A 19,634-nucleotide genomic window follows, 5' to 3' on the forward strand; every position below is an offset into this window, starting at 1 on the left:
GAGTACGACACGGAGGGGAATGAGAAAAGAGAGTGAGGCCAAAAGCATGACGCGCCGCGAGGGGAGAATGTTTGGTTGGCAGAGCGATTAGCGGTTAGCAATTTGCCAGAGGAAGGGTCTCCTATCTAATCGCTAATTGCTAGTGGCTAATCGCTACTCCGTCCTCTTCTTCCCAATCGCCTTGAAGTGCTCTTTCGGCACTGTGACGCTGGTGATGCGGAGGCCGAACTTGTCGCCGACTTTGACCGGTTCCCCTTCGGCGATCGGCTGGCCGGCTACTTCGAGCGCCAGCATTTCTTCGCACGACTTGCTGAACTGAATGATCACGCCGGGGCCAAGGTCGAGAATCCGGCTGATCGGCTGCCGCTTCGACGCCAGGGTCACTTGCACCGGCAAGCGGATGCGAAGCAGATTCTTAGTGTACGGCGGCACCTGGTTCAGATCGCTGTAGTCGATTGCGGCGGGCGCGGCTGCCACGTTGGCCCCCACCGTGCCGGCAGCCGGGGCTGTAGGCTGGGGCGCAGCCACCGGATACATCGCGTCGACATTGGCCAGCGGCCACACCAGATAGAGTGACGTCGACTTGCCGTCGGCCGTCAGATTCAAGCTAAGCACTTGTGCGTCAGCCGCAGGCTGGCCCGCTGCCAGCGCTTCGTCCAATCGCGCCACGCGCCGCGCCGTGGGCCGATCGGCCATCACGTCGCTGGGCAGGGTGAGCATCGTCAGCTCTTGCGCCAACGTGTCGAGCTTGCTGCGGCCAGTTACGTCAGGCTCAGCGTACCAGCCGGGCAACAAGCCCGTCGCTTCGCTCAGTAGCAGCGCCACCCCCTGCGCCCCGACTTCTCCGGTGACGAGCAAGCCGGGCCATTGGCAACCGGTCGGCAGCGCTTCGAGTTGTAAGGGTGCCAACTCGCCGACCGACACTTCAAACGGCTGTTCAAAGGTGCGCGACAGGCCGGCAGCGATCTCGCCGCTTGCCTCGCGGCAAGCCGTGGTAATCGCTTCGGCATGTTGCGCAGTCAGTTGCGACATGAAGTGCTATTTCTAGGCGTTACTGAATCAGGAGTGAACTAAAGGGGCAAGCAAACTTGTTGAACCGCAAAGACGCAAAGGGCGCAAAGAAAACAACACAGACATTTTGAATCATAGAGTGCGCAGAAGTGACTTCTTGGGTATTCTTTCGGCGCTATTCAGTGTCCTCTGCGATTCAAATTTCTTGGGCTTCCTTGGCGGGCTTTGCGCCTTTGCGGTTCAAATTGCCTTTTTACTTCATTGTGTCGTCGTGGTTGGTCTTATCCGCTTACTTGCCACCGATTAACGGCGCTCTGGGATCAGTTTGTGCCCCAGTGGAGCCGGACCGGTTGGCCCGATATAATTGACTGATTCGCGGCCAACGCCTAGGCCAGTTTTCAGCTAGCACCGTGCTTCAACTAAGACCGTGCAGGCGAATCTTGCCCCAACCGACCTTACGTCAGCTATCACGCGATGAGCATTACCCTGCCGATCACCTCGAGCCCTGAGCACGAGTTGGCCCCCTACAAATCGCTCGACAACGCCACCCTGGCCGAACGCATTCAGGCCGTTCGGCGGCGCCTGGGCAAGCGGCTGCTGGTTCTGGGGCACCATTACCAGCAGGACGAGGTGATTGCGCACGCGGACCTGCGCGGCGATAGCTATCAGCTCAGCCAGATGGCCGCTGCCAGCACCGAGTGCCGTGCCATCGCGTTTTGTGGCGTCCACTTCATGGCCGAGACGGCTGACGTTCTGGCCAACCGCCCCGAGCGCCTGGCCCAGCGCGGCGGCGAGCGGGTGACCGTCGTGCTGCCCGACATGGCGGCCGGCTGCTCGATGGCCGACATGGCCATGATCGACCAGGTGGAAAGCTGCTGGGCCGAGCTGGGCGAAGTGATCGACGCCAGCGAAATCACCCCGGTCACGTATATCAACTCGGCTGCCAGCCTGAAAGCCTTTTGCGGTCGGCACGGCGGCATTGTCTGCACGTCGAGCAATGCCACGGCGGTGCTCAAGTGGGCATTCGCGCGCCGCAAACGGGTGTTGTTCTTCCCGGACCAGCACCTGGGGCGGAACACGTCGCTGGCGATGGGTATTCCAATCAGCGAGATGCCGGTCTGGAATCCACATGCCGACAGCCTGGGGGGCAACTCGGCCGAAGCGATCGCGCAAAGCCGGGTGCTGCTGTGGCAAGGGCATTGCAGCGTCCACGCGATGTTCCGTCCGGAACATGTCGACCAGTTCCGGGCCCGGGTGCCGGGGATCAAGATTCTGGTCCATCCCGAGTGTACGCGCGAGGTGGTGGCCAAGGCCGACGTATTCGGCTCGACGGGCAAGATCATCCGCGAGGTCGAAACGGCCCCGCCGGGGACCAAGTGGGCGATCGGCACGGAACTGCACCTGGTGAACCGGCTTAAGCAGGAACACCCCGAGCAGGAAATTCACTTTTTGTCGCCGGTGGTCTGTATGTGCGCCACGATGTACCGGATTGATCTGGCCCATTTGTGCTGGGCGCTAGAGAATCTGGCGGCCGGTACGCCGGTGAACATCATCCGGGTCGACGACGACACCGCCCATTGGGCGCTGACGGCCCTGGAACGAATGCTGGAAGTAAAATAGCCGTCGCGTTGTGATGACGAGCGCCGAGAAGGTAGGGCGCGCGGCGCTGCCGCGAGCCGCTTGCTGATGATTGCCACGATTCAAGACATCGATATTCAAGACATCGATATTCAAGACACCGATATTCAAGACACCGAAAGACGACGCGTCATGGCCCGACCGACCGCCGCTCCTGCCGCCGCCAAGTCGCCGCGCAAAAGCCGGATATTGATCGCGGACGACAATCCGACCAATGTCGAACTGCTGGAAGTCTTCCTGGCCGACGTCGAATGCGAAATCGGCATCGCCGTCGACGGCCGCGATACGCTCGACAAGGTCGCTTCGTTTCAGCCCGACCTGATCTTGCTGGACATCATGATGCCCAAGCTGTCAGGCTTCGAGGTCTGTAAGAAGCTCAAGGATGATCCCAAGACGCGGAAGATTATGATCTTGATGGTCACGGCGTTGAACGAGATCGGCGACATCGAGCGGGCCGTCAACGCCGGAACCGACGACTTTCTGAGCAAGCCGGTCAACAAGCTCGAACTGACCAAGCGGGTGCAGAACATGCTCCGCCTGCATCACGTGTCTGACGAGGTGGAACGCCTGCGCCGGTACATCGAAGGGATGGAAGACGAGTCGGGCCCGCCGAAATAGGCGAGCCGCTGGTGATTCGCTGGGGCCGCAACGTGGGTGACAACGAGTGGCAATTCAGAGTGATGATTGCGGAATGATGAGTGATGAATGTTGAGGCAGAGCGCGCGGGCCTATGGCCCTGCGGCTAAACCGCCAAGCGTTTTTGCCAGCGTAACATACGAGAAATCACCGCTCGTCTTTTCCCTCATTCATCACTCATCATTCCGCACTCATCACTTCCCCCTTAATTTTCCTCCGTGCTGAACTCCGTGTCACTGTGCCTCCGTGGCTAATCCCCCGCCCGGTACAGCCCGTGGGTTGCGATGTACTGCTCGACCGCGCGCGGGGTGCGGTAGCAAATGCTCCGGCCGGCGGCCACGCGCTCGCGCAGGTCGGTGCTGCTGAGTTCGATCTGGGGCATGGTGACGTTGAGCAGCCGGACCTCGCTGGCCGACAAGCTTAGCGCCGCGGCCAAAGTGTTAGCCGCGATGCCGTCGCTCCCTGGCCGACCCACGGCCACCAGCGACGCCAGTCGGCAAATCTCCTGCGGCTCGCGCCAGGTCGGCAAGTCGCGCCAGGTGTCGGCCCCGGCCAGCACGTATAACTCGACGTCCGCTTGCGCCGCGCGGACCTCGCGCAGGGTATCGACCGTATAGCTGACGCCGCCGCGATCGATCTCCAGCCGGCTGGCGCGAAACGAGGCGTGTCCGGAGAGCGCGAGTTGCAGCATTTCGTACCGCGCTTCGGCCGGCGTGGCGGCGCAATGGGTTTTGTGCGGCGAGACAGCGGCTGGCACGAACCAGAGCTGCTCGAGCCCGAGCGCCTCGCGGCAGCTTTCGGCCAAGAGCAGATGCCCGTAGTGAACCGGATCGAACGACCCGCCGTAGATTCCTAGTCGCATAGTCAATTCAGACGGTGGTTACAACGTAGGGTACGCACCCCGTGCGTACCTGTTCCTGTGTCGCTAGCCGCTTCGGTACGCACGGGGTGCGTACCCTACGAGTCACAAGCCCTCGGGTGGCCTGGCCGCTTGCGGCCGGGTCGCGCTAGCGACAAGAAAGCTCTGTGCTCGCGCGACGAGAGGTGTTTTGTATGTGGCCCGACGGTCTGACCGCAATGTTCTTCTTGTTGCTGCGCAACCCAGCCGGCGAGCGGCTGGGCCACCCCTGATTCACGTTGGCCGGCACAATCGTTACCGGCCGTATAACGCGCCGGCTGTTGTAGCATAGTCACCCGCCCCTCGATACCGGCCGTGAATTGCGGCCCGCCGGGCGGTTCTCTTCCCTCGCATTTCGACGCCGATCTGGTTGCCAACGGCCCGGGTATAAGGTACGGAAGTTAGGGGCGTTATTTCCTGCGCCCACGCAACGCCTGCCTGAACCGACGACTGGATCTGACGATGACCGCAACCACGGTGCCCGACGCGCAGTTGTTTTCGATGGTCTACGAGCTGACGCACCAAGCCAAGGGTGACGAGCGTCGCAACCGGCTGCGCCAGAGCTATCCGACGGTGCAGCTGATCGCGCCGTATCGTCAGGGGGTGCTCCCCAAGCGCGAAGACTTCCGACCGGTACAGTGCCAGGATTTGTCGACCGGCGGGTTCTCGTTCTATCTCGCCGAATTGCCCGACTTCGACCGGCTGGTCGTGGCCCTGGCCACCAGCTCGCAGTCGATCCATCTGACGGCCGCCGTCGCTCACAGCCGGCCGGCCGAATCGAACGAGGGGCCGCTCTTTCTCATCGGCTGCCGCTTCCTCGGCCGAGTGATGGCGTAGTTGGTCCGTGGTCCGTTGTAGCAAGCACGCTGCGGACTTTAGCGTGAGGCGAGTTGTCTTAGGCAACGGACAACTGACAATTCTGCTAGCTGGCAATCGACTGGATAGGCACCTGGGCCAGAGCCGATTAAACTATCGGCCGTCCGTTGTCAGTAGTCCGTGGTCCGTTGTAAAGGACAGCGCCACTAGCGCATTGCTACCACTGACAACGGACCACAGACAACTGACCTTCTAGCAACTCGCAACCAGCAACTAGCAACTTTTTTCCCATGGCCGAACGCTCGAAATATCAAGAAAGCATCATCCGCAACTACTACAAGAACATCGACGCCGTGTCGATGCAGCGGTTGCAGGAACTGGTCGGCGAATTGTACCTGGCCGAGGGGAAGTCGCGGGCCAAGGTCTGGGAACGGATCGTCGGCGCGCTCGAGAAGCTGAAGGTGCCGGCTTCGCGGATCGAGCACCTGAAAAAGGCCGACAACCCGGCACTGTTGGCCAAGCTGGTCGAAGAGCTGCTGGCCAAAGAGAAATAACGGCTGGCGAATGGGAAGGTCGAGCGCCCCCGGTCATTGACCCGCGGCCGGCGGTGGCCGAAGATACGCGACATGCCGCTGGTTGAACTCTCGCATGTCACGCGCCGTTACGGCAGCACCCTGGCCCTGAACGACGTCTCGTTCACGCTCGAGCCAGGCATCATCGGACTGGTGGGTAATAACGGCGCCGGCAAGAGCACCCTGCTCAAGGTGCTGCTTGGGTTGATCCCGCCCGACGCGGGCACGATCCGGGTTCTCGACGCCGATCCCTCGCGCCAATCGCTCGAGCTGCGCGGCCAGGTCGGCTATATGAGCGAAGCCCACGCCACGGTTCCGCTGTTGCGCGGGGCTGAGTTCGTCACCTTGTCGGGCGATCTGTACGGCATGCCCCACGGCGACGCTCGGCGGCGGGCCCACGAGGTGCTCAACTACGTCGGCCTGGGCGAACTGCGCTACCGGCGGCTGGAAGAGTATTCGACCGGCAACTTGCAGCGGCTCAAACTGGCGGCGGCGCTGGTCCACGATCCGCGCTTGTTGCTCTTGGACGAGCCGACCAACGGGCTCGACCCGGCGGGCCGGGCCGCCATGCTCGAATTGCTGACCGATCTGATTCGCGAGACCGGCAAGAGCGTGATCCTGTGTACGCACTTGCTCAGCGACGTCGAACGCCTGTGCGACCAGATCGTCGTATTGCACCGGGGCCAGGCGATTCATGCCGGGCCCATGCGCTCGTTGGGGCACGCCACGCAACATCGCTACGTGCTTGGCTGGCGCGGCGACTGCCAAGGGCTCGTCGCTGGGCTGCAAGAGGCGGGGGCCGAAGTCACGGTGATTGCCGATCGTACGGCGCGCCATGGGAACGCGGAAACGCCCGGCGGCGTGACCGAACTCGTCACGGCCAATCGATTGACCGCCGCAGTGCCGGCCGACTGGCACACGGCCCGATTTTTTCAAATCGCCCAGGCGCGCGGCGCGGTGATCGATTACCTGAGCGCCGAGGCCGAGACGCTGGAGCAGTTGTTCCTCCGCGTGACCGGCACCGCCGACGGGCCAGTGTCAGTCACATAGATGTCCCAAGCCGGCGGCTCTGCCGCCAGGAAACGGCGACGTAGTCGCCGGCTTGGTGATCTCCTGATCGACGGTTACCATACCAATTCATTTCACGCGGCCCGCCATTTGCCACCGAGATTCACCATGCCCCGTTTTCATGTGCTGCTCACCGATTACGCCTGGCCCGATTTGAACATCGAGCGGTCGATCTTGTCGGTCGGCGATGTCGAGTTGATCGTGGCCGAAAAGACCGACGCCGACTCGCTGGCCAAGCTGGCCGGCAAGCATCAGGTCGACGCCATCATGACCAACTGGGTCAAGGTGCCCGCGCCGGTGATCGCCGCCTCAGGCAAGTGTCGGATCGTCTCGCGGTTGGGAATCGGGCTCGACAACATCGACGTCGAGCATTGCACGGCGCATGGCATTCCGGTGACCAACGTGCCCGACTATTGCTTGATCGAAGTGGCCGAGCATGCGCTGGCCCTGCTGCTGGCCCAGGCCCGCAAGGTGGCGTTCTACCACGCCCAGACCAAGGCCGGCGCGTATCAACTGCAGGCCGGGCCGCCGCTGCGGCGGATCGAAGGACAAACGCTGGGCCTCGTGGGCTTTGGCAACATCGCCCGCTGTCTGGCCAAAAAGGCGCAGGGGCTGGGCATGAAGATCATCGCCCACCGCCGCAGCGCTCGCGACCCGATGCCGGGCGTCGAGTTCTGCTCGCTCGACGAGTTGCTAGCACGAAGCGATTACGTCTCGCTCCACATCCCCGCCACGCCGCAGACGAAGCACCTGTTGGGGGCCGCGCAGTTCGCGCGGATGAAGCCGTCGGCGTATTTGATTAACACGGCTCGCGGCGCCGTGGTGGACGAGGCGGCGCTGGCCGTCGCCTTGGACAAGGGGCAACTCGCCGGCGCGGCCCTTGATGTCCAGCAAAAGGAACCTTGCGATCTGTCGCAGCCGCCGTTCAACGATCCCCGGGTGATCGTCACGCCGCACGCGGCTTTCGTGTCGCTCGAATCGCTCGAAAACCTGCGGGCGCGTGTGGCCCGGCAGATCGTCGACCGGCTCCACGGCCGGACGCCCGAGAACGCGGTGAACCCTCAGGTGCTGACGAAATAGCGGCCTCGGCAGGTTGGTTAAGCCAGGGTGGCCCGGCCGCTCGTCGGCCGCGGTTGCGCAGCAACAAGAAAAAGCGACGGCTCAGTTGCCTGGCGATGCCACATAGTTCTTCTTGTCGCTGGCGCGACCAGGCCGCCAGCGGCCAGGCCATCCGAGGCGACAGTTGTAGGTCAGGCCTTGGCCTGACATGGATGTGGCCACCATACTGGGCGGCGCACAACATCGTCAGGCTAAAGCCTGACCTACGCAAATCGCCGCCACGCCGAGACTATCCGGCACAATCGATACCGCCGGTGTGAGGGCATTTGCCTGGGGGTCGGGCGTGACGTAGATCAAGTGTTGGTCCACTCTTGCGACACTGCGCGCGTGGTTCGGGCATGGACACCGACACTCCCCACACACCGATCGATCCGACTTCGCTGCAATGGAGCGCCCAGATGGCGCGGACCATTGCAGCCGAGCGCCGCCGACTGCGCGAATTTGCCGATGCCCAGCGGGCCAAGATCGACCAGTTGCGGGCCACCGTCCTCGAACACTTGGAACACCTGGCCGTCGAGGACGGAACGCGCGAGCCGCGCAGCGTCGAGCCTCGGCCACGTAGCGAAGCCCCCGACCTGTCGCGGATCGACGCCTTGCTGCGCGAAACGCGTGACAGCGCGGCCCGCAAGGTTTCCGAGCGCGACGAGCAACACTCCGCGATTGCTCAGGCCCAAGTGGATTCACGCCGCGATGAGAAGCCGGCCAAGGAAGACAAATCGGCCAAGCTTGACTGGGAAGCGCAAAAGCGGCAGATGATCGCGGCCCTGGAATCGGGGGGTGAAGTGCCCTCGTTTGAAGCGCCGCTGCCCGAGGAAGTCGACGGCGAGGATGAACGCCTGACAATCGAAGGGGCCATCGGCATCACCGACGACGTGATCGCCGAGAAGGATCGTATGATCGCCGAGTTGCAACGCCGACTCGACGAACAGACCTCGGCGGCCGTGAAAGCTCCGACCACCGACGAGTTGCTTGGCGAATCATCCGATCCGGTGGTGCAACAGGAACGTGAACGGGCCTTGCAGTTGCAGAACGAGTTGCAAGAGAAGCTGCGCGTGGGCGAGATGGAACTTTCGCGTGAACGAGCGCAACTGGCTCGCACCAAGGTCCAACTCGATCAACAGCGCCGCGATCTGGACGAGCAGCGCTCGACGATGGAAAAGGAAGTCGTCGTCAACACCAACTCGGACGCGACGGCCAAAAAGCAACCCCGCGGCCGCTGGCTGGCCCGTTTGGGTCTGAAGGACAACGGCGACGAATCGTCGAAGTCCTAGGCTCCGGCGGCTTCGTGACGGCAGCGGCGGGTGATCAGCGCCACGGTCTGTCCCTGCCAGTTGGCCAGGATCACCGTGACTGGTTCGCCGCCCGTGCCACGCAATTGTTGGCGGAGCTTCTCGGGCTCGATGTCAACGTCCCGTTTTTTGATTTCGCGCGCGTCGTAGTTGCCGGCGCGGAGGGCTTGTTTCAGGCGCTTCTGATCGAACGGCAACTGTTCCAGCACCTCGAACGTGTCGAGGGCCGGGTCGTCAACACGCGCCGCGCCGGTCAGATAGCCCCCGCCGGGCGTCACGGCCGTTAGCGCGAGGCGTTCGCACAGCACGTTGGTCAGCCCGGCCGCCAACACCGCCGCGTCGGGCTCGTGGACGAATGCGCCTAGCTCGTGGGCCAACGGCGGCAAGTCAGGCGCGCCGATCAGCGAGTTCACCAGCCCCCCGCGGCGCGCAATGATCGTCGCGCGTCGCAGGCCCGGCGTGCCGCTTAGCCCGCCGAACCAGGCGACCAGTTGCCGACATTCACCGCCGCGGCTGATCCACTCGAACTCCGCCTGGTCGTTCCAAGCCGCGGGCCAGCGCGCCGCCGGCGCTAGTTTGACCGCGCCGCGCGGCGCGCGTTGCAACAGCCGGTCGATGAACTCGGGAGCTGGCTCGTAATGTGCCGCGGCGGTTACGCGCCGACCTTGCGCGCGCCGGTCGGGATCGATGTGCCAGGCCGCTTCGGGTTCGAGCGCACCGAGCGTCGTCAGCAGCATATTCACATCATCAACTATCATGCGCGTCGTCGGGGCGTTTGCAGCGGCTAGGATTGTCAAGGCTTCGTCTCGGTCAACGGCCGTCGCCGTGCCACGCTCGGCCAGGGCTCGCAGATCGCCCCCGATGCCGCAGCACAGGTCGTACACTGGGCCGGCCGTGAAACGCGCCGACTTGTACACAGCGATCCACTCGTCGGTCGCCTGTTCCAGGGCACGAGCGGCGAAGAACATCTGCTCGGGATGCGAGAACTTGTCGGCGGCCCGGCGGCGCAGGGCGACTTGATCGAGCAGCAGCCGCACGCGCCCGGCCGACAAATCGCGCCGTAGCGCCACCACCAGCGCCGGGGTCGCTTCGGCCGCCGGGTCCATGCGGGTCAGCCAGGCGCGTCCTTCATCGCCGATGAGCCAGCGCAGGTCGTCGATCGCCTCGGGTGTGTTCACGGCAGTTGTGGTTCGGAACGTGCAGGTTGGGAAAGCGTTAACCGCCGGCTTGGCAAGCTGTGCGGGCCGTTCGTGCGCCGCCGGTTGCACCGATCTTACCCGGTGTTTGTGCCAGGGGGAGGGGCGTTCCGCGACGGCAACCCCGGGAAGCGATGTGGTCGATGAAAGAGAGTAAGGAAAACTATGGATTCAACAGCGACAGAAACTTCGAGCGCGGGAAGCAAAAGCATGTTGAAGCGCGCGTTCATGTTGGCCACCGTCGGCGGCGCGGCGGGGTTGCCGGTGCTGATGTCGAGCAGCGACTCGCTGCGCGACAGCCTCTACGACAAGTTTGGCCATCCATCGAATGAACCGGTGCCGCAAGTGGCCGGCGCGGCGGGGTCCACGACGCACGATTGGCAAGTGGCGGCCCCGCCGGGCGGCGCGGCCTCGAACGTCGCGCCTCCGAATCAGCCATCGAAGCTCGAAGTCCAGCCGATCTGGTCTGTCTTGCGATTCGACGTGTCGCCGGCCTGGGTGTTGGGCAACTGGTCGCGCGTTTCGACGTCGCTGGCCGATGTACACCACTCGGGCTATCGCGTGCCGCTGGTGACCGGGACCAACGCGGCGGACCTGGCGGGCTCGCTGACCTATTACTTCAACCAGAATCAACAGGTCGAGCGGATCATGTTCCAGGGGACCACGGGCGACGCGCGGCCGTTGGTCGATTGGCTGGCCTCGCAGTACCAATTCCAGCGCATGATCGGGCCGGACCCGAACGTGTATCTGTACCAGGTTCCGTCACAGGGGACCGTGCGGAGCGAACTGCGAATCGTGCCGGTCTCGGTCGTGCGCCAGGCGCAGCCCAACGCCCGCTTCGACGTCAATCTGGTGATGCAGCGCCCGGCGGAAAGGCGGTAAGGAGTCAGTTGTCAGTGGTCCGTTGTCAGTTGCTTGCAGAGCGACTAGCGGTTAGCAATTAGCGATTAGACCGGACAAAGAGAAAGGCACTTTCTTGCTAATCGCTAACGGCTAATCGCTAATCGCCTCCTCAATCCCCCGTTGGCTGTTCGCCGTCGCCGCCTTTCCACTTCATGGGGCGGCGGAACGGTTCGATGCGAAGGACCACTTCGCCGTTCTGGAAGATGCGAACCGTGCCGCTCGATTCGCTGACGGCCACGGCCACGGCCTTGGTGGCCCGGGTGATCGCGGCGGCGGCCCAGTGACGCGCGCCCAGGCCCTTGGACAGGGTCACCTCGGCGGCCGAGGCGTCGAGATACTGCGCGGCCGCCTCGACGGTGCCATCCGGCGCAATGATAATCGCGCCGTCCATCTGCGCGATTTCCTTGATGCCTTCGCGCACACGGGCCGACTTCAGATTTCGCTCTTTGCGGCTATAGCCTTTCACCGCATCGAAACTGGCCGAGCGGCTCATCTTGCGGACCCGCACCGTGTCGCCGACCACGAACAGCGTGCCGACTGGCTTTCCTTCGCGGCCTTCGCGACCGATTTCCAGGGCCAGGTTCACCACCGTCTGCAGAGTGTCGAGCGGCACCCGGGTTTCGAGCTGGCGCAGATCGCGCACCGTCAGTCGGCCCAGGTGGTCCCCCAGGTCGATCACGCTGATCGAGTCGAGCTCACCCGCCTCGAAGCCGCCGTACAGAGCCACGACCGAGGAACCCGGCGCGAGCATCTCGTCGGCGATGGCTTTCAACAGGGCCTGCGAAAGCTTGTCGTAGACCGCCCCTTCGGACGCATCTAGCAACACGGCCAGCAAGCCGTTCTCGACTGCCGCGGCGACGTGGTCTTCGTTCTCGACCGCCACGATTACTTTTTGCTTGCCGGAATGTTCGCGAAGGTGCTTCCATTCGAGCGAGCCGTCTCCCATGACCAGCACGGCGTCAGTGCCGAGGGTCTCGGCCAGCTTCACGGTGGCCTCGTACAGGGTTTCGACTTGCTCGCTGAAACGCACGCGCGATCCTCGCGGAGTCGACTCGAAAGACGAGTCGAGGGGGACGACCAACGACAAACTGTCGTGGGCAAATGTACGGTCTTTGGCCAGCGGGGGCAATCGAGATTCCCGCCGCGGGAATGACGGAATCTGGCTTGGCGTTTGATGACTGGTCCCCAGCCGGCGGCTCCGCCGCCAAGAGCAGTGGCAAAGCCACCAGCTTGGTAAATATGCGCCAACACCGCGAGGAAGCGAAAAATGTTCTAGCGGCGGCGCTGCGAGGAGCGCGACGGCGACGAGGCGCGGCTGGGATAACCGGGCGCGGGCGTGATGGTCACGGGGCGCGGCACGCTCAACGTGCTCGCGTCGGGCTTCGCGGCGCTGCCCGGCTTGGCCGGAGCATTGCTGCCCGGAGCATCGCCGTCCGAAAGCTTCTTGTCGAGCGGCTTGGCCGCCGGAGCGTTGTCGCCTGCTTCGGGAAGCTTGGCGGGGGAGTTGTCTCCGGCCGGGGATGGCGTGCTACGGCGGCTGGCCGAGGACTCGCTGGGGGCCGAGCGCCGATCGGCGGTCGTGGCCGACGGCTGGTCGGTTTCGTCGTCGGGCGCGGCCTTGTTTAACGGCCTGGGCTCCACGGTTGGTTTGGCCAGGTCTTCGGGCGCAGGCTTGATCGCCGTGTGGTGGAAACGGCGTTGGTCGTAGATGGCCAAGGCGTGCAGGGCGTGACCCTTGGGGCCGATTTCCCATTCTCGCTCGCGATTGCCGTACAACAGATTGGTCAGGTAATTCACCGCCGAAATGACGCGGCGATCGTCCAGTTGATTCTCGGGTAGCGAGAAGACCAGCCATTCGAGCATGTGGCCGGTTGTCTGGACGCGGCGGTCCAGGTCGTCGCGGTTGCCGCGACGCACGAACCATTCGGTGCTGAACGAGCCGTCCGTGTTCTGCAGGCTGAAGGTGTAGTTGTGGTAATCGTTCAGGTATTTTTGGGCTCGGGCGAACTGGCCATCGATGGGGCGGCCTTCGATTTCGCGCTTTCGCAGGGCATAGGCCAGCCCGGTGAGCCGGTGCGACCCGCCGCAGGCCGCCCCGCGGATCGGCGACTTGATTTCTTCCTGGATCAGTTTCGAGATCGACCACTTCTGGCCGGCGTCGTTCTCCCACTCTTCGTCGGTGTCGAGGTAATACGACATCGAAATCAGCGTGAACGTCAGTTCGGTCCCCGTCTGGCAGGAGCGCTTCTCGCTTTCAATCAGATCGCTGATCTTGAGCTCTTTCCCCTCGACCAGCATCGGATAGCTGGCCGGCAGACGCGACTGGGCCACGATGGCCAGGAACTGGGCTGGATGCCCCTGAACGCCCACGCCGATCTTGGCGGCGATGTTCCCTCGGTCCAGTTGGAACAAGCGCTGGTTCTTGGCCGGATGGTTGTAGCACAGGTAGCCGATCGTGTTCAGCGGCGCGCCGGTGGGGCCAGCTTGCGAGACTTCGGACTTGGTCCCATAGGCGATGATCGCGTGCATCATCTCCCACGAGTTGTGATCGCGGGTGTTCAAGCGCTTGGGCTTGTAGTATTCCAGAACGCGCCCCATTCGCTGCCGCAGGCGTTCCATTTCGGGGGACCAGTCGGCCGTCGGCGTCGATTCCGTGCTGGGGAGCCGGCGCGGCTCGTCGAGTGGCGCCTGGGAACTGCCGGTGCCGCTGCGCGAGGCGGTGCGAGGCGTGGCGGACCCCTCGGGCTTGGTTTGAGGTGGCTTCGTCTCGGCGCGCTTGGTTTCGGTGGACTTGGCGTCGGGTGACTTCGACTCCGGCTGCTTGGGGTCGGCGGCTTTCATCGGGCCGGGCTGTTTGGCCAGGGGCACATCGCCGGTCGGTTCTGACTTGGGGGGTGTGGCCGGTTCAAGCGGCTTGGTCGTCGTCGAACGGTTAGCGCCGGGCAGCAGGGCGGGCTCGCCGGCCGGCTTGGTCGTCGCCGGTTCGGGAGTTGCTTCCTTTGGTTCGGTTACGACTGCGGGCGTCGGCTGGTAAGTCGTCGAGGCCCCGGTTTTGGTATCGCCCGAGGGTTCGTGCTTCGTTGCCGGGCCGTTTTCCGGCAGCAGTGTGTCGAACTTCGGCTTACTGGGGCGCGCGGCTAGCTTGGGCAAGTCGGGTGTGCCGGGCTTGGCGCGAGCGAAGTCTTCGTGGGTCGCGGCACCGGTCGGCGCCGTCGTCGCGCGCGAAGTGCGGCTTGTCGGGTTGGCCAACGTCGGGCTACTGAGCGAAGGTCCAGTCGCGTCCTGATTCTCGTCGGCTGCAACGGCGGCGAGTTGAATCTCCAGATCAAACACCCCGGCCGGATCGGCCGCGTGCGCTGGCACGCCCGATGCCCACGAGCTCAGCGCAATCGCAAGAACCGTCGCCGAGCACGACCAGGTGCGGCGATGGCGAGCGAAAGGGGCGGTGTCAGGGAAGCGATCAGGCATGGCGGAGGTGAATGGTCGGCAGGAGGGACGCGGACAGTCGAGGTCGATGACAGCGCCGCTAGCAGGGCTGGCAGCGCTGGGCGAGAACTGAGGATTGTATCGGCGATGCGCCCTTCAAAGTTGATTAGCTGAACGGTAAACGAACAGTCGTCAGGAAAACACTGAGCGCGGGATCGCGCACCGGCAAAACTGAATTACAAAACTAGAAAAATCGGCGTTTCATTTTCTCGCCGACGGAAATCTGGGCAGGCTCTTCGCCGCTGCCCGTGGTGTACTTGCGCCAGGCGCCGACGTCGTCGCCAAAGTCCTTGCCGCTGATCTCGCGCAAGGCGACGACCGCGCGATACTGCAGGGCCGGGTCGCGATCATCGAGAATCGCCGCCAACGTCGGCACGGCGGACTTGTCCTTCAACGTGCCCAGGTTCTTGATGGCACAGGTGCGGACGTCGAGTTCGCTGTCCTCGGTCATTTCCATCAGAATCTTCACGCCGTCGGGGCCGCCCCGCTTGCCCCAGGCTTCGCAAGCTCGCAACCGCACGTCCCGGTCGGCGTCGTGTACGGCTGCCGTGATAACCGCCGTGGCGGCGGGCGAATCGAACGAGGCCAGTGTGTGAACAATATGAGCGCGAATCCAGGGGTCTTGCTCCGACTGGATCAATTGGCCCAGCTTGACCGATTCAGCCTGTTGCTCTTCGGGGGACATTTTGTTGGCCTTCTTGGCCAGTTCGGTCATGGCCTGCATCCGCTCACGCGGCGAGATGATCTCGGGCCCAGGGGGCTTCTTCTTCTTGCTGCCAAACATGGCCCACTTATTGTTGGACGAAAACATATCGCCGGCACAGCCGACGCAACACGCCAACAACAACAAAATGACCAGTGACCGCGAGCGGCCCAAGCGCATGAACAGCATGGCTAAACCAGCGCCAAGGAGGTGGATGACAATTCGAGAAACGGACGGGACAAGCGTGCGAGGAGATCGGGCGGGGGGCGGAGTATAGCAATCGACCCGATCCTGGGCCAAGATGGGTTGGAGGGATTAGCTGTTAGCGATTAGCGGCTAGCGATTAGACAAAAAATCTGATTTAGCCGCCTTTCTAATCGCTAATTGCTAATAGCTTGTTGAGTGCCAGCACTGTCAGCGCCCGGTGGTCCTCATGATTCTCTAGCAGTTGCCCAGGCCTTTCCGCTATGCTCTCGCCCCCTTGGTCGGCCCGGAGTCGCCGACCACCAGACCCCGTGAACCAACCATGTCGTGGCTGTGGGCAATTCGCTGCTGGCGATCGGCGCCGCTCTCCCTGATTGGGGCGCTAGCGGTCGCCTGGCTGTTCGTCGCCATGCCGGCGCGCGCCATCGAGCGGCTGGTCATCACCGTCGACGGTCGCGAGCAGGACGTGGCGGGCCGCGTGCTGGTCGAGACGCCAGAAGGAAGCCTGTTGATGCAGAGCGCCGACGGCCGCGACTGGGTCATCGAGCCGACTCAGATTGTTCGTCGCGAAAAGGATGAAACGCCGTTCGTCTCCCTGACCGCGGCCGAGTTGGGCAAGCAGCTTCTGACCGAGCTGCCCGAGGGATTCGAGACCTACTCGACGCAGAACTATCTGATTTGCCACAACACGTCCAAGGCCTATGCCCAGTGGTGCGGCGCGCTGTTCGAGCAGTTGTATCGGGCGTTCTCCAATTACTGGACCAAGCGGGGCGTCGATCTGAAGAAGCCCGAGTTCCCGCTGGTGGCGATCGTCTTTGCCGACAAGCTTTCCTTCGCCAGTCACGCCCGGCCCGAGCTGGGGGACGCCACCGACGCGATCATCGGCTATTACAACTTTCAGACCAATCGGATGACGATGTACGATCTGACCGGCATCGAGGCGCTGCGTCGCCCCGGCGCGCGGCGGACGACCTCGACGCAGATCAACGAGATGTTGTCGCTGCCCGAGGCCGAGCGAACCGTGGCCACGATCATCCACGAGGCGACGCACCAGATCGCATTCAACTGTGGCTTGCAAGCGCGCTATAGCGATGCGCCCTTGTGGCTGAGCGAAGGATTGGCGGTGTTCTTCGAGACGCCCGACCTGAAAAGCTCAAAGGGCTGGAGCGCCATCGGCAGCGTGAATCACGTCCGCCTCAACCTGTTTCGCGAGACGTTGCGCGGCCGGCCGCCCGACAGCCTGCAAACCCTGATCGCCGACGACAAGCGCTTTCGCGACCCCAAGCAAGGGCAGCTCGCCTATGCCGAGGCCTGGTCGCTGCACTATTACCTGTCGCGGGTAAAGCCCAAGCAGTACATCGAGTACTTGAAGATGGAGTCGCAGAAGCCGCCGCTGGTGGCCGACACGCCCGAGCAACGGCTGCAAGACTTCAAGCAATTCTTCGGGGCCGAGTTACCGCAGCTCGACAACGAGTTCGTGCGGTACATGATGAAGGTGCATTGAGGGGAAGTTGCGAGTTGCTGGTTCCTGGTTGCTAGGAACTGCAATCGGCACATTGGTGGGCACCGCTATTGGTTTGATGCCCCTCACTAGCAACCAGCAACTAGCCGCTAGCAACTTTTCTTACACTGGCGGCGGTTCGATGCCGAAGTCGCGGATCGAGAACAGGCTTTGGAACGGATAGCCCTTGGCGCGGAACGCCTCGGCGCCCCCTTCCATGCGATCGATGATCGCCAGCACGCCGACGATTTTCAGCCCGAACGCCTCGGCCCGCTCGATGGCCAGCAATGACGACCCGCCGGTGGTGACCACGTCTTCGACGATCACGGCTGTCTCGCCCGGCGCGACCGGGCCTTCGAGATAGCGCAACAGGCCGTGCCCCTTGGGCTCTTTGCGGACCATGAAGCCGCGCAGCGGAATGCCTCGCGCGCCGGCCACGGTGAGGACGGCCGCGGCGATGGGGTCGGCGCCGATCGACATGCCGCCGACGGCGTGGGGCCGCTCGGTCGGCAGTAGTTCGAGCAGGCCTTCGCCGATCAATTTCGCCCCGGCGGCGTCGAGCGTAACTTGTTTGCCGTCGAGGTAGTAGGTCGCTTTGCGTCCCGAGGCGAGGGTAAAGTCCCCGAACTTCAATGCCTTGTCGGCGATCAATTGTTTGAGAGCAGCGCGGTCGTACACGGCAGTCGACTCCCGGCGGTATGGTGCGTGAGCAATTCGGTTGCTGTTCTATATCACGCGACCGCCGCTGGGACTATGGGGGGCCGGCCTGTAGAGGAAGAAGAATTCGACCACGACGACACGACGGACACGACGTAGGAAAGGATGAACGAAGATTGGTGAGTGCTGAATAAGAGGCGCGTGGACCTGTGGTCGTGCGGCTAATCCCAAGACATGGCATTTTTCGCCCCTTGCTGCCCCCCAGCCTCTTGCCTTTTCCGACGTCGTGTCGTCGTGGTCGACTGCTCCGCGGGATTTTGCCCGAGAATTTGCGTCTTCTCTGAGCCGTTTCGCCCCGCTCGCGTTGCCTGGATTTTCCACTTAGAATGTTGGGTTCTGTGGCTACCGCTCGTCGCCTGTTCTATTCATCGGTTGTTCGCCGTTAAAGGAAATGTCTATGCGTCCGCTCGTCTCGCGTATTGTCCAAGCCTTGGAACCGTCGGCCACCTTGGCCATGGCCGCCAAAGCGCGGGAATTGAAAGCGGCGGGCAAGACGGTGTACGACTTCAGCGTCGGCGAGCCTGACTTCAACACCCCCGACCACATCTGCCAGGCTGCCACGCGCGCCATGGCCGCGGGCCACACTCACTACACTGCGTCGTCGGGGATCAACGAGCTGCGCGCCGCCGTGGCCAAGCAATACAAAGAACGTCACGGACTCGACTACGCCGCCACGCAGGTCATTGTCTCGAACGGCGCCAAGCACTCGTTGCACAATGTTTTAACCACGCTGTGCGATCCGGGCGACGAGGTGATCATTCCCGCGCCGTATTGGGTCAGCTATGCCGAACTGGTCAAGCTGACCGGTGGCAAGCCGGTGATTGTTTCGACCACCGAAGCGAACCACTTCAAGCTGACACCTGCCGAGTTGCGGGCCGCGATCACGCCCAAGGCGAAAGTCTTGCTCCTCTGCTCGCCGTCGAACCCGACGGGAAGCATGTACTCGCCCGACGAGTTGGGCGCGCTGGCCGACGTGGTGCTCGAGCACGATCTGCTGGTGATCAGCGACGAGATTTACGAGCGGCTGGTCTACGGCCAACACAAGTTCGTCAGCTTTGCCACCGTGCGGCCGGGCCTGCAGGAACGGACCGTGATCGTCAACGGCGTAAGCAAGGCCTATGCCATGACCGGCTGGCGCATTGGCTGGACCCTCTCGCCGCCGGCCGTGGCCAAGGCGATGGACGGGTTGCAAAGCCAGGAAACGTCGAACCCGTCGAGCGTCAGCCAATATGCCGCGCTGGCCGCCCTGGAAGGCCCGCAGCAATGCGTCGATGAAATGCTCAAGCACTTCGCCGAGCGGCGCGAGTACGTCACCACGCGGCTGGCCGCGCTGCCGAACATGAAGGCGACCGAAATGGGGGGCGCGTTCTACGCATTCATCAATATCCAGGCTCACCTGGGACGCGATTACGCCGGCGCGCCGGTCAAAAATTCGAGCGACTGGTGCCTGCAACTCCTAGCGCAACAAGGAGTGGCCACGGTGATGGGCTCGGCCTTCGGCGCCGAAGGGTACGCGCGACTGTCGTACGCGACGAATCTCGAAACGCTGCGCGCCGGCTTCGACCGGATTGAAGCCTTTTTGAAGTCGTAGTCTCGATATCACAGCGGGTAGCACCGGTTGCTTGCAACCGGTGTTGCGCGGCAACAAGAGGCGCTGGGGGACGGTCAGCGCCTGTTGGCGAAGCGCCATGCACGCCACCTCTTGCGGGCTTCGCCCGCCCAGGTTGGCAAGCAACCTGGGCTACCCGATGTCGCTAACGGGTTTGCCACTTCTCGCATCCTCCAGTTCCGATTTTGCCGCCGGCCAACAAAAGATTGAATGACGGCGCAAGGCTGGCCGATCTTACGCTCGACGCGGCCGGCGCAAACTCGGCCGT

17 protein-coding genes are annotated in these 19,634 nt (G+C 63.3%); 10 read left to right on the forward strand and 7 right to left on the reverse strand.

Annotated features, from left to right (window positions below; genetic code table 11):
- Nucleotides 1-153: 153 nt before the first annotated feature.
- Nucleotides 154-537, reverse strand: a complete 384-nt coding sequence (locus tag JSS27_01655; protein MBS0207636.1) for a FliM/FliN family flagellar motor switch protein — start codon at nt 535-537, stop codon at nt 154-156.
- 948 nt (nt 538-1,485) lie between these two features.
- On the opposite strand from JSS27_01655, the gene nadA reads away from it, so the two are divergent.
- Nucleotides 1,486-2,631: a quinolinate synthase NadA gene (gene nadA / locus JSS27_01660; GenBank protein ID MBS0207637.1), complete on the forward strand. Its 1,146-nt coding sequence runs from the start codon at nt 1,486-1,488 to the stop codon at nt 2,629-2,631.
- A gap of 150 nt (nt 2,632-2,781) precedes the next feature.
- Entirely contained in the window at nt 2,782-3,267 is a 486-nt protein-coding gene (locus JSS27_01665; GenBank protein MBS0207638.1) for a response regulator, read from the forward strand.
- Between the two features lie 268 nt (nt 3,268-3,535).
- Here JSS27_01665 and JSS27_01670 read toward each other — a convergent pair whose 3' ends face one another.
- Nucleotides 3,536-4,147 carry a nicotinate-nucleotide adenylyltransferase gene (locus JSS27_01670; GenBank protein ID MBS0207639.1) on the reverse strand — a complete coding sequence of 204 codons (612 nt, stop codon included), beginning with the start codon at nt 4,145-4,147 and terminating at the stop codon, nt 3,536-3,538.
- Between the two features lie 498 nt (nt 4,148-4,645).
- Here JSS27_01670 and JSS27_01675 point away from each other — a divergent pair, with 498 nt between their 5' ends.
- The 5 genes from JSS27_01675 (at nt 4,646) to JSS27_01695 (ending at nt 9,029) form a co-directional block, all read left to right on the forward strand.
- Entirely contained in the window at nt 4,646-5,020 is a 375-nt protein-coding gene (locus JSS27_01675) for a PilZ domain-containing protein (GenBank protein MBS0207640.1), read from the forward strand.
- 269 nt (nt 5,021-5,289) lie between these two features.
- Nucleotides 5,290-5,553 (forward strand): hypothetical protein, encoded by a 264-nt coding sequence (locus JSS27_01680; protein ID MBS0207641.1) that lies wholly within the window; start codon nt 5,290-5,292, stop codon nt 5,551-5,553.
- A gap of 72 nt (nt 5,554-5,625) precedes the next feature.
- On the forward strand, nt 5,626-6,621 hold the full coding sequence (locus JSS27_01685; GenBank protein ID MBS0207642.1) for an ABC transporter ATP-binding protein: 996 nt from the start codon (nt 5,626-5,628) through the stop codon (nt 6,619-6,621).
- A gap of 126 nt (nt 6,622-6,747) precedes the next feature.
- Entirely contained in the window at nt 6,748-7,719 is a 972-nt protein-coding gene (locus JSS27_01690; protein ID MBS0207643.1) for a C-terminal binding protein, read from the forward strand.
- A gap of 377 nt (nt 7,720-8,096) precedes the next feature.
- Nucleotides 8,097-9,029, forward strand: coding sequence for a hypothetical protein (locus JSS27_01695; GenBank protein ID MBS0207644.1), 933 nt, complete (start codon nt 8,097-8,099; stop codon nt 9,027-9,029).
- On the opposite strand, the gene JSS27_01700 is transcribed toward JSS27_01695, so the two are convergent.
- Nucleotides 9,026-10,225, reverse strand: a complete 1,200-nt coding sequence (locus JSS27_01700) for a hypothetical protein (GenBank protein ID MBS0207645.1) — start codon at nt 10,223-10,225, stop codon at nt 9,026-9,028. The genes JSS27_01695 and JSS27_01700 overlap by 4 nt on opposite strands.
- A 228-nt stretch (nt 10,226-10,453) precedes the next feature.
- Here JSS27_01700 and JSS27_01705 point away from each other — a divergent pair, with 228 nt between their 5' ends.
- Entirely contained in the window at nt 10,454-11,125 is a 672-nt protein-coding gene (locus JSS27_01705; GenBank protein MBS0207646.1) for a hypothetical protein, read from the forward strand.
- 130 nt (nt 11,126-11,255) lie between these two features.
- Here the strand turns inward: JSS27_01705 and JSS27_01710 are convergent, their stop codons facing one another.
- The 3 genes from JSS27_01710 to JSS27_01720 all read right to left on the reverse strand — a co-directional run bounded on the left by JSS27_01710 (nt 11,256) and on the right by JSS27_01720 (nt 15,524).
- The gene (locus tag JSS27_01710) at nt 11,256-12,092 is read right to left on the reverse strand and encodes a DNA integrity scanning protein DisA nucleotide-binding domain protein (GenBank protein ID MBS0207647.1); all 837 of its coding nucleotides are present in this window, start codon (nt 12,090-12,092) and stop codon (nt 11,256-11,258) included.
- A gap of 326 nt (nt 12,093-12,418) precedes the next feature.
- On the reverse strand, nt 12,419-14,614 hold the full coding sequence (locus JSS27_01715) for a hypothetical protein (GenBank protein MBS0207648.1): 2,196 nt from the start codon (nt 14,612-14,614) through the stop codon (nt 12,419-12,421).
- Between the two features lie 202 nt (nt 14,615-14,816).
- Nucleotides 14,817-15,524 (reverse strand): HEAT repeat domain-containing protein, encoded by a 708-nt coding sequence (locus JSS27_01720; GenBank protein MBS0207649.1) that lies wholly within the window; start codon nt 15,522-15,524, stop codon nt 14,817-14,819.
- A 337-nt stretch (nt 15,525-15,861) separates the two neighbouring features.
- Between JSS27_01720 and JSS27_01725 the strand changes: the two genes are divergently transcribed.
- Nucleotides 15,862-17,043, forward strand: a complete 1,182-nt coding sequence (locus JSS27_01725; protein ID MBS0207650.1) for a DUF1570 domain-containing protein — start codon at nt 15,862-15,864, stop codon at nt 17,041-17,043.
- A gap of 120 nt (nt 17,044-17,163) precedes the next feature.
- On the opposite strand, the gene pyrE is transcribed toward JSS27_01725, so the two are convergent.
- Nucleotides 17,164-17,718: an orotate phosphoribosyltransferase gene (pyrE, locus tag JSS27_01730; protein ID MBS0207651.1), complete on the reverse strand. Its 555-nt coding sequence runs from the start codon at nt 17,716-17,718 to the stop codon at nt 17,164-17,166.
- Nucleotides 17,719-18,154: 436 nt separating this feature from the next.
- Between pyrE and JSS27_01735 the strand changes: the two genes are divergently transcribed.
- Nucleotides 18,155-19,348 (forward strand): pyridoxal phosphate-dependent aminotransferase, encoded by a 1,194-nt coding sequence (locus JSS27_01735; GenBank protein MBS0207652.1) that lies wholly within the window; start codon nt 18,155-18,157, stop codon nt 19,346-19,348.
- Nucleotides 19,349-19,634 lie beyond the last annotated feature (286 nt).

Source organism: Planctomycetota bacterium, from assembly GCA_018242585.1.
Classification (GTDB): Bacteria; Planctomycetota; Planctomycetia; order Pirellulales; family PNKZ01; genus JAFEBQ01.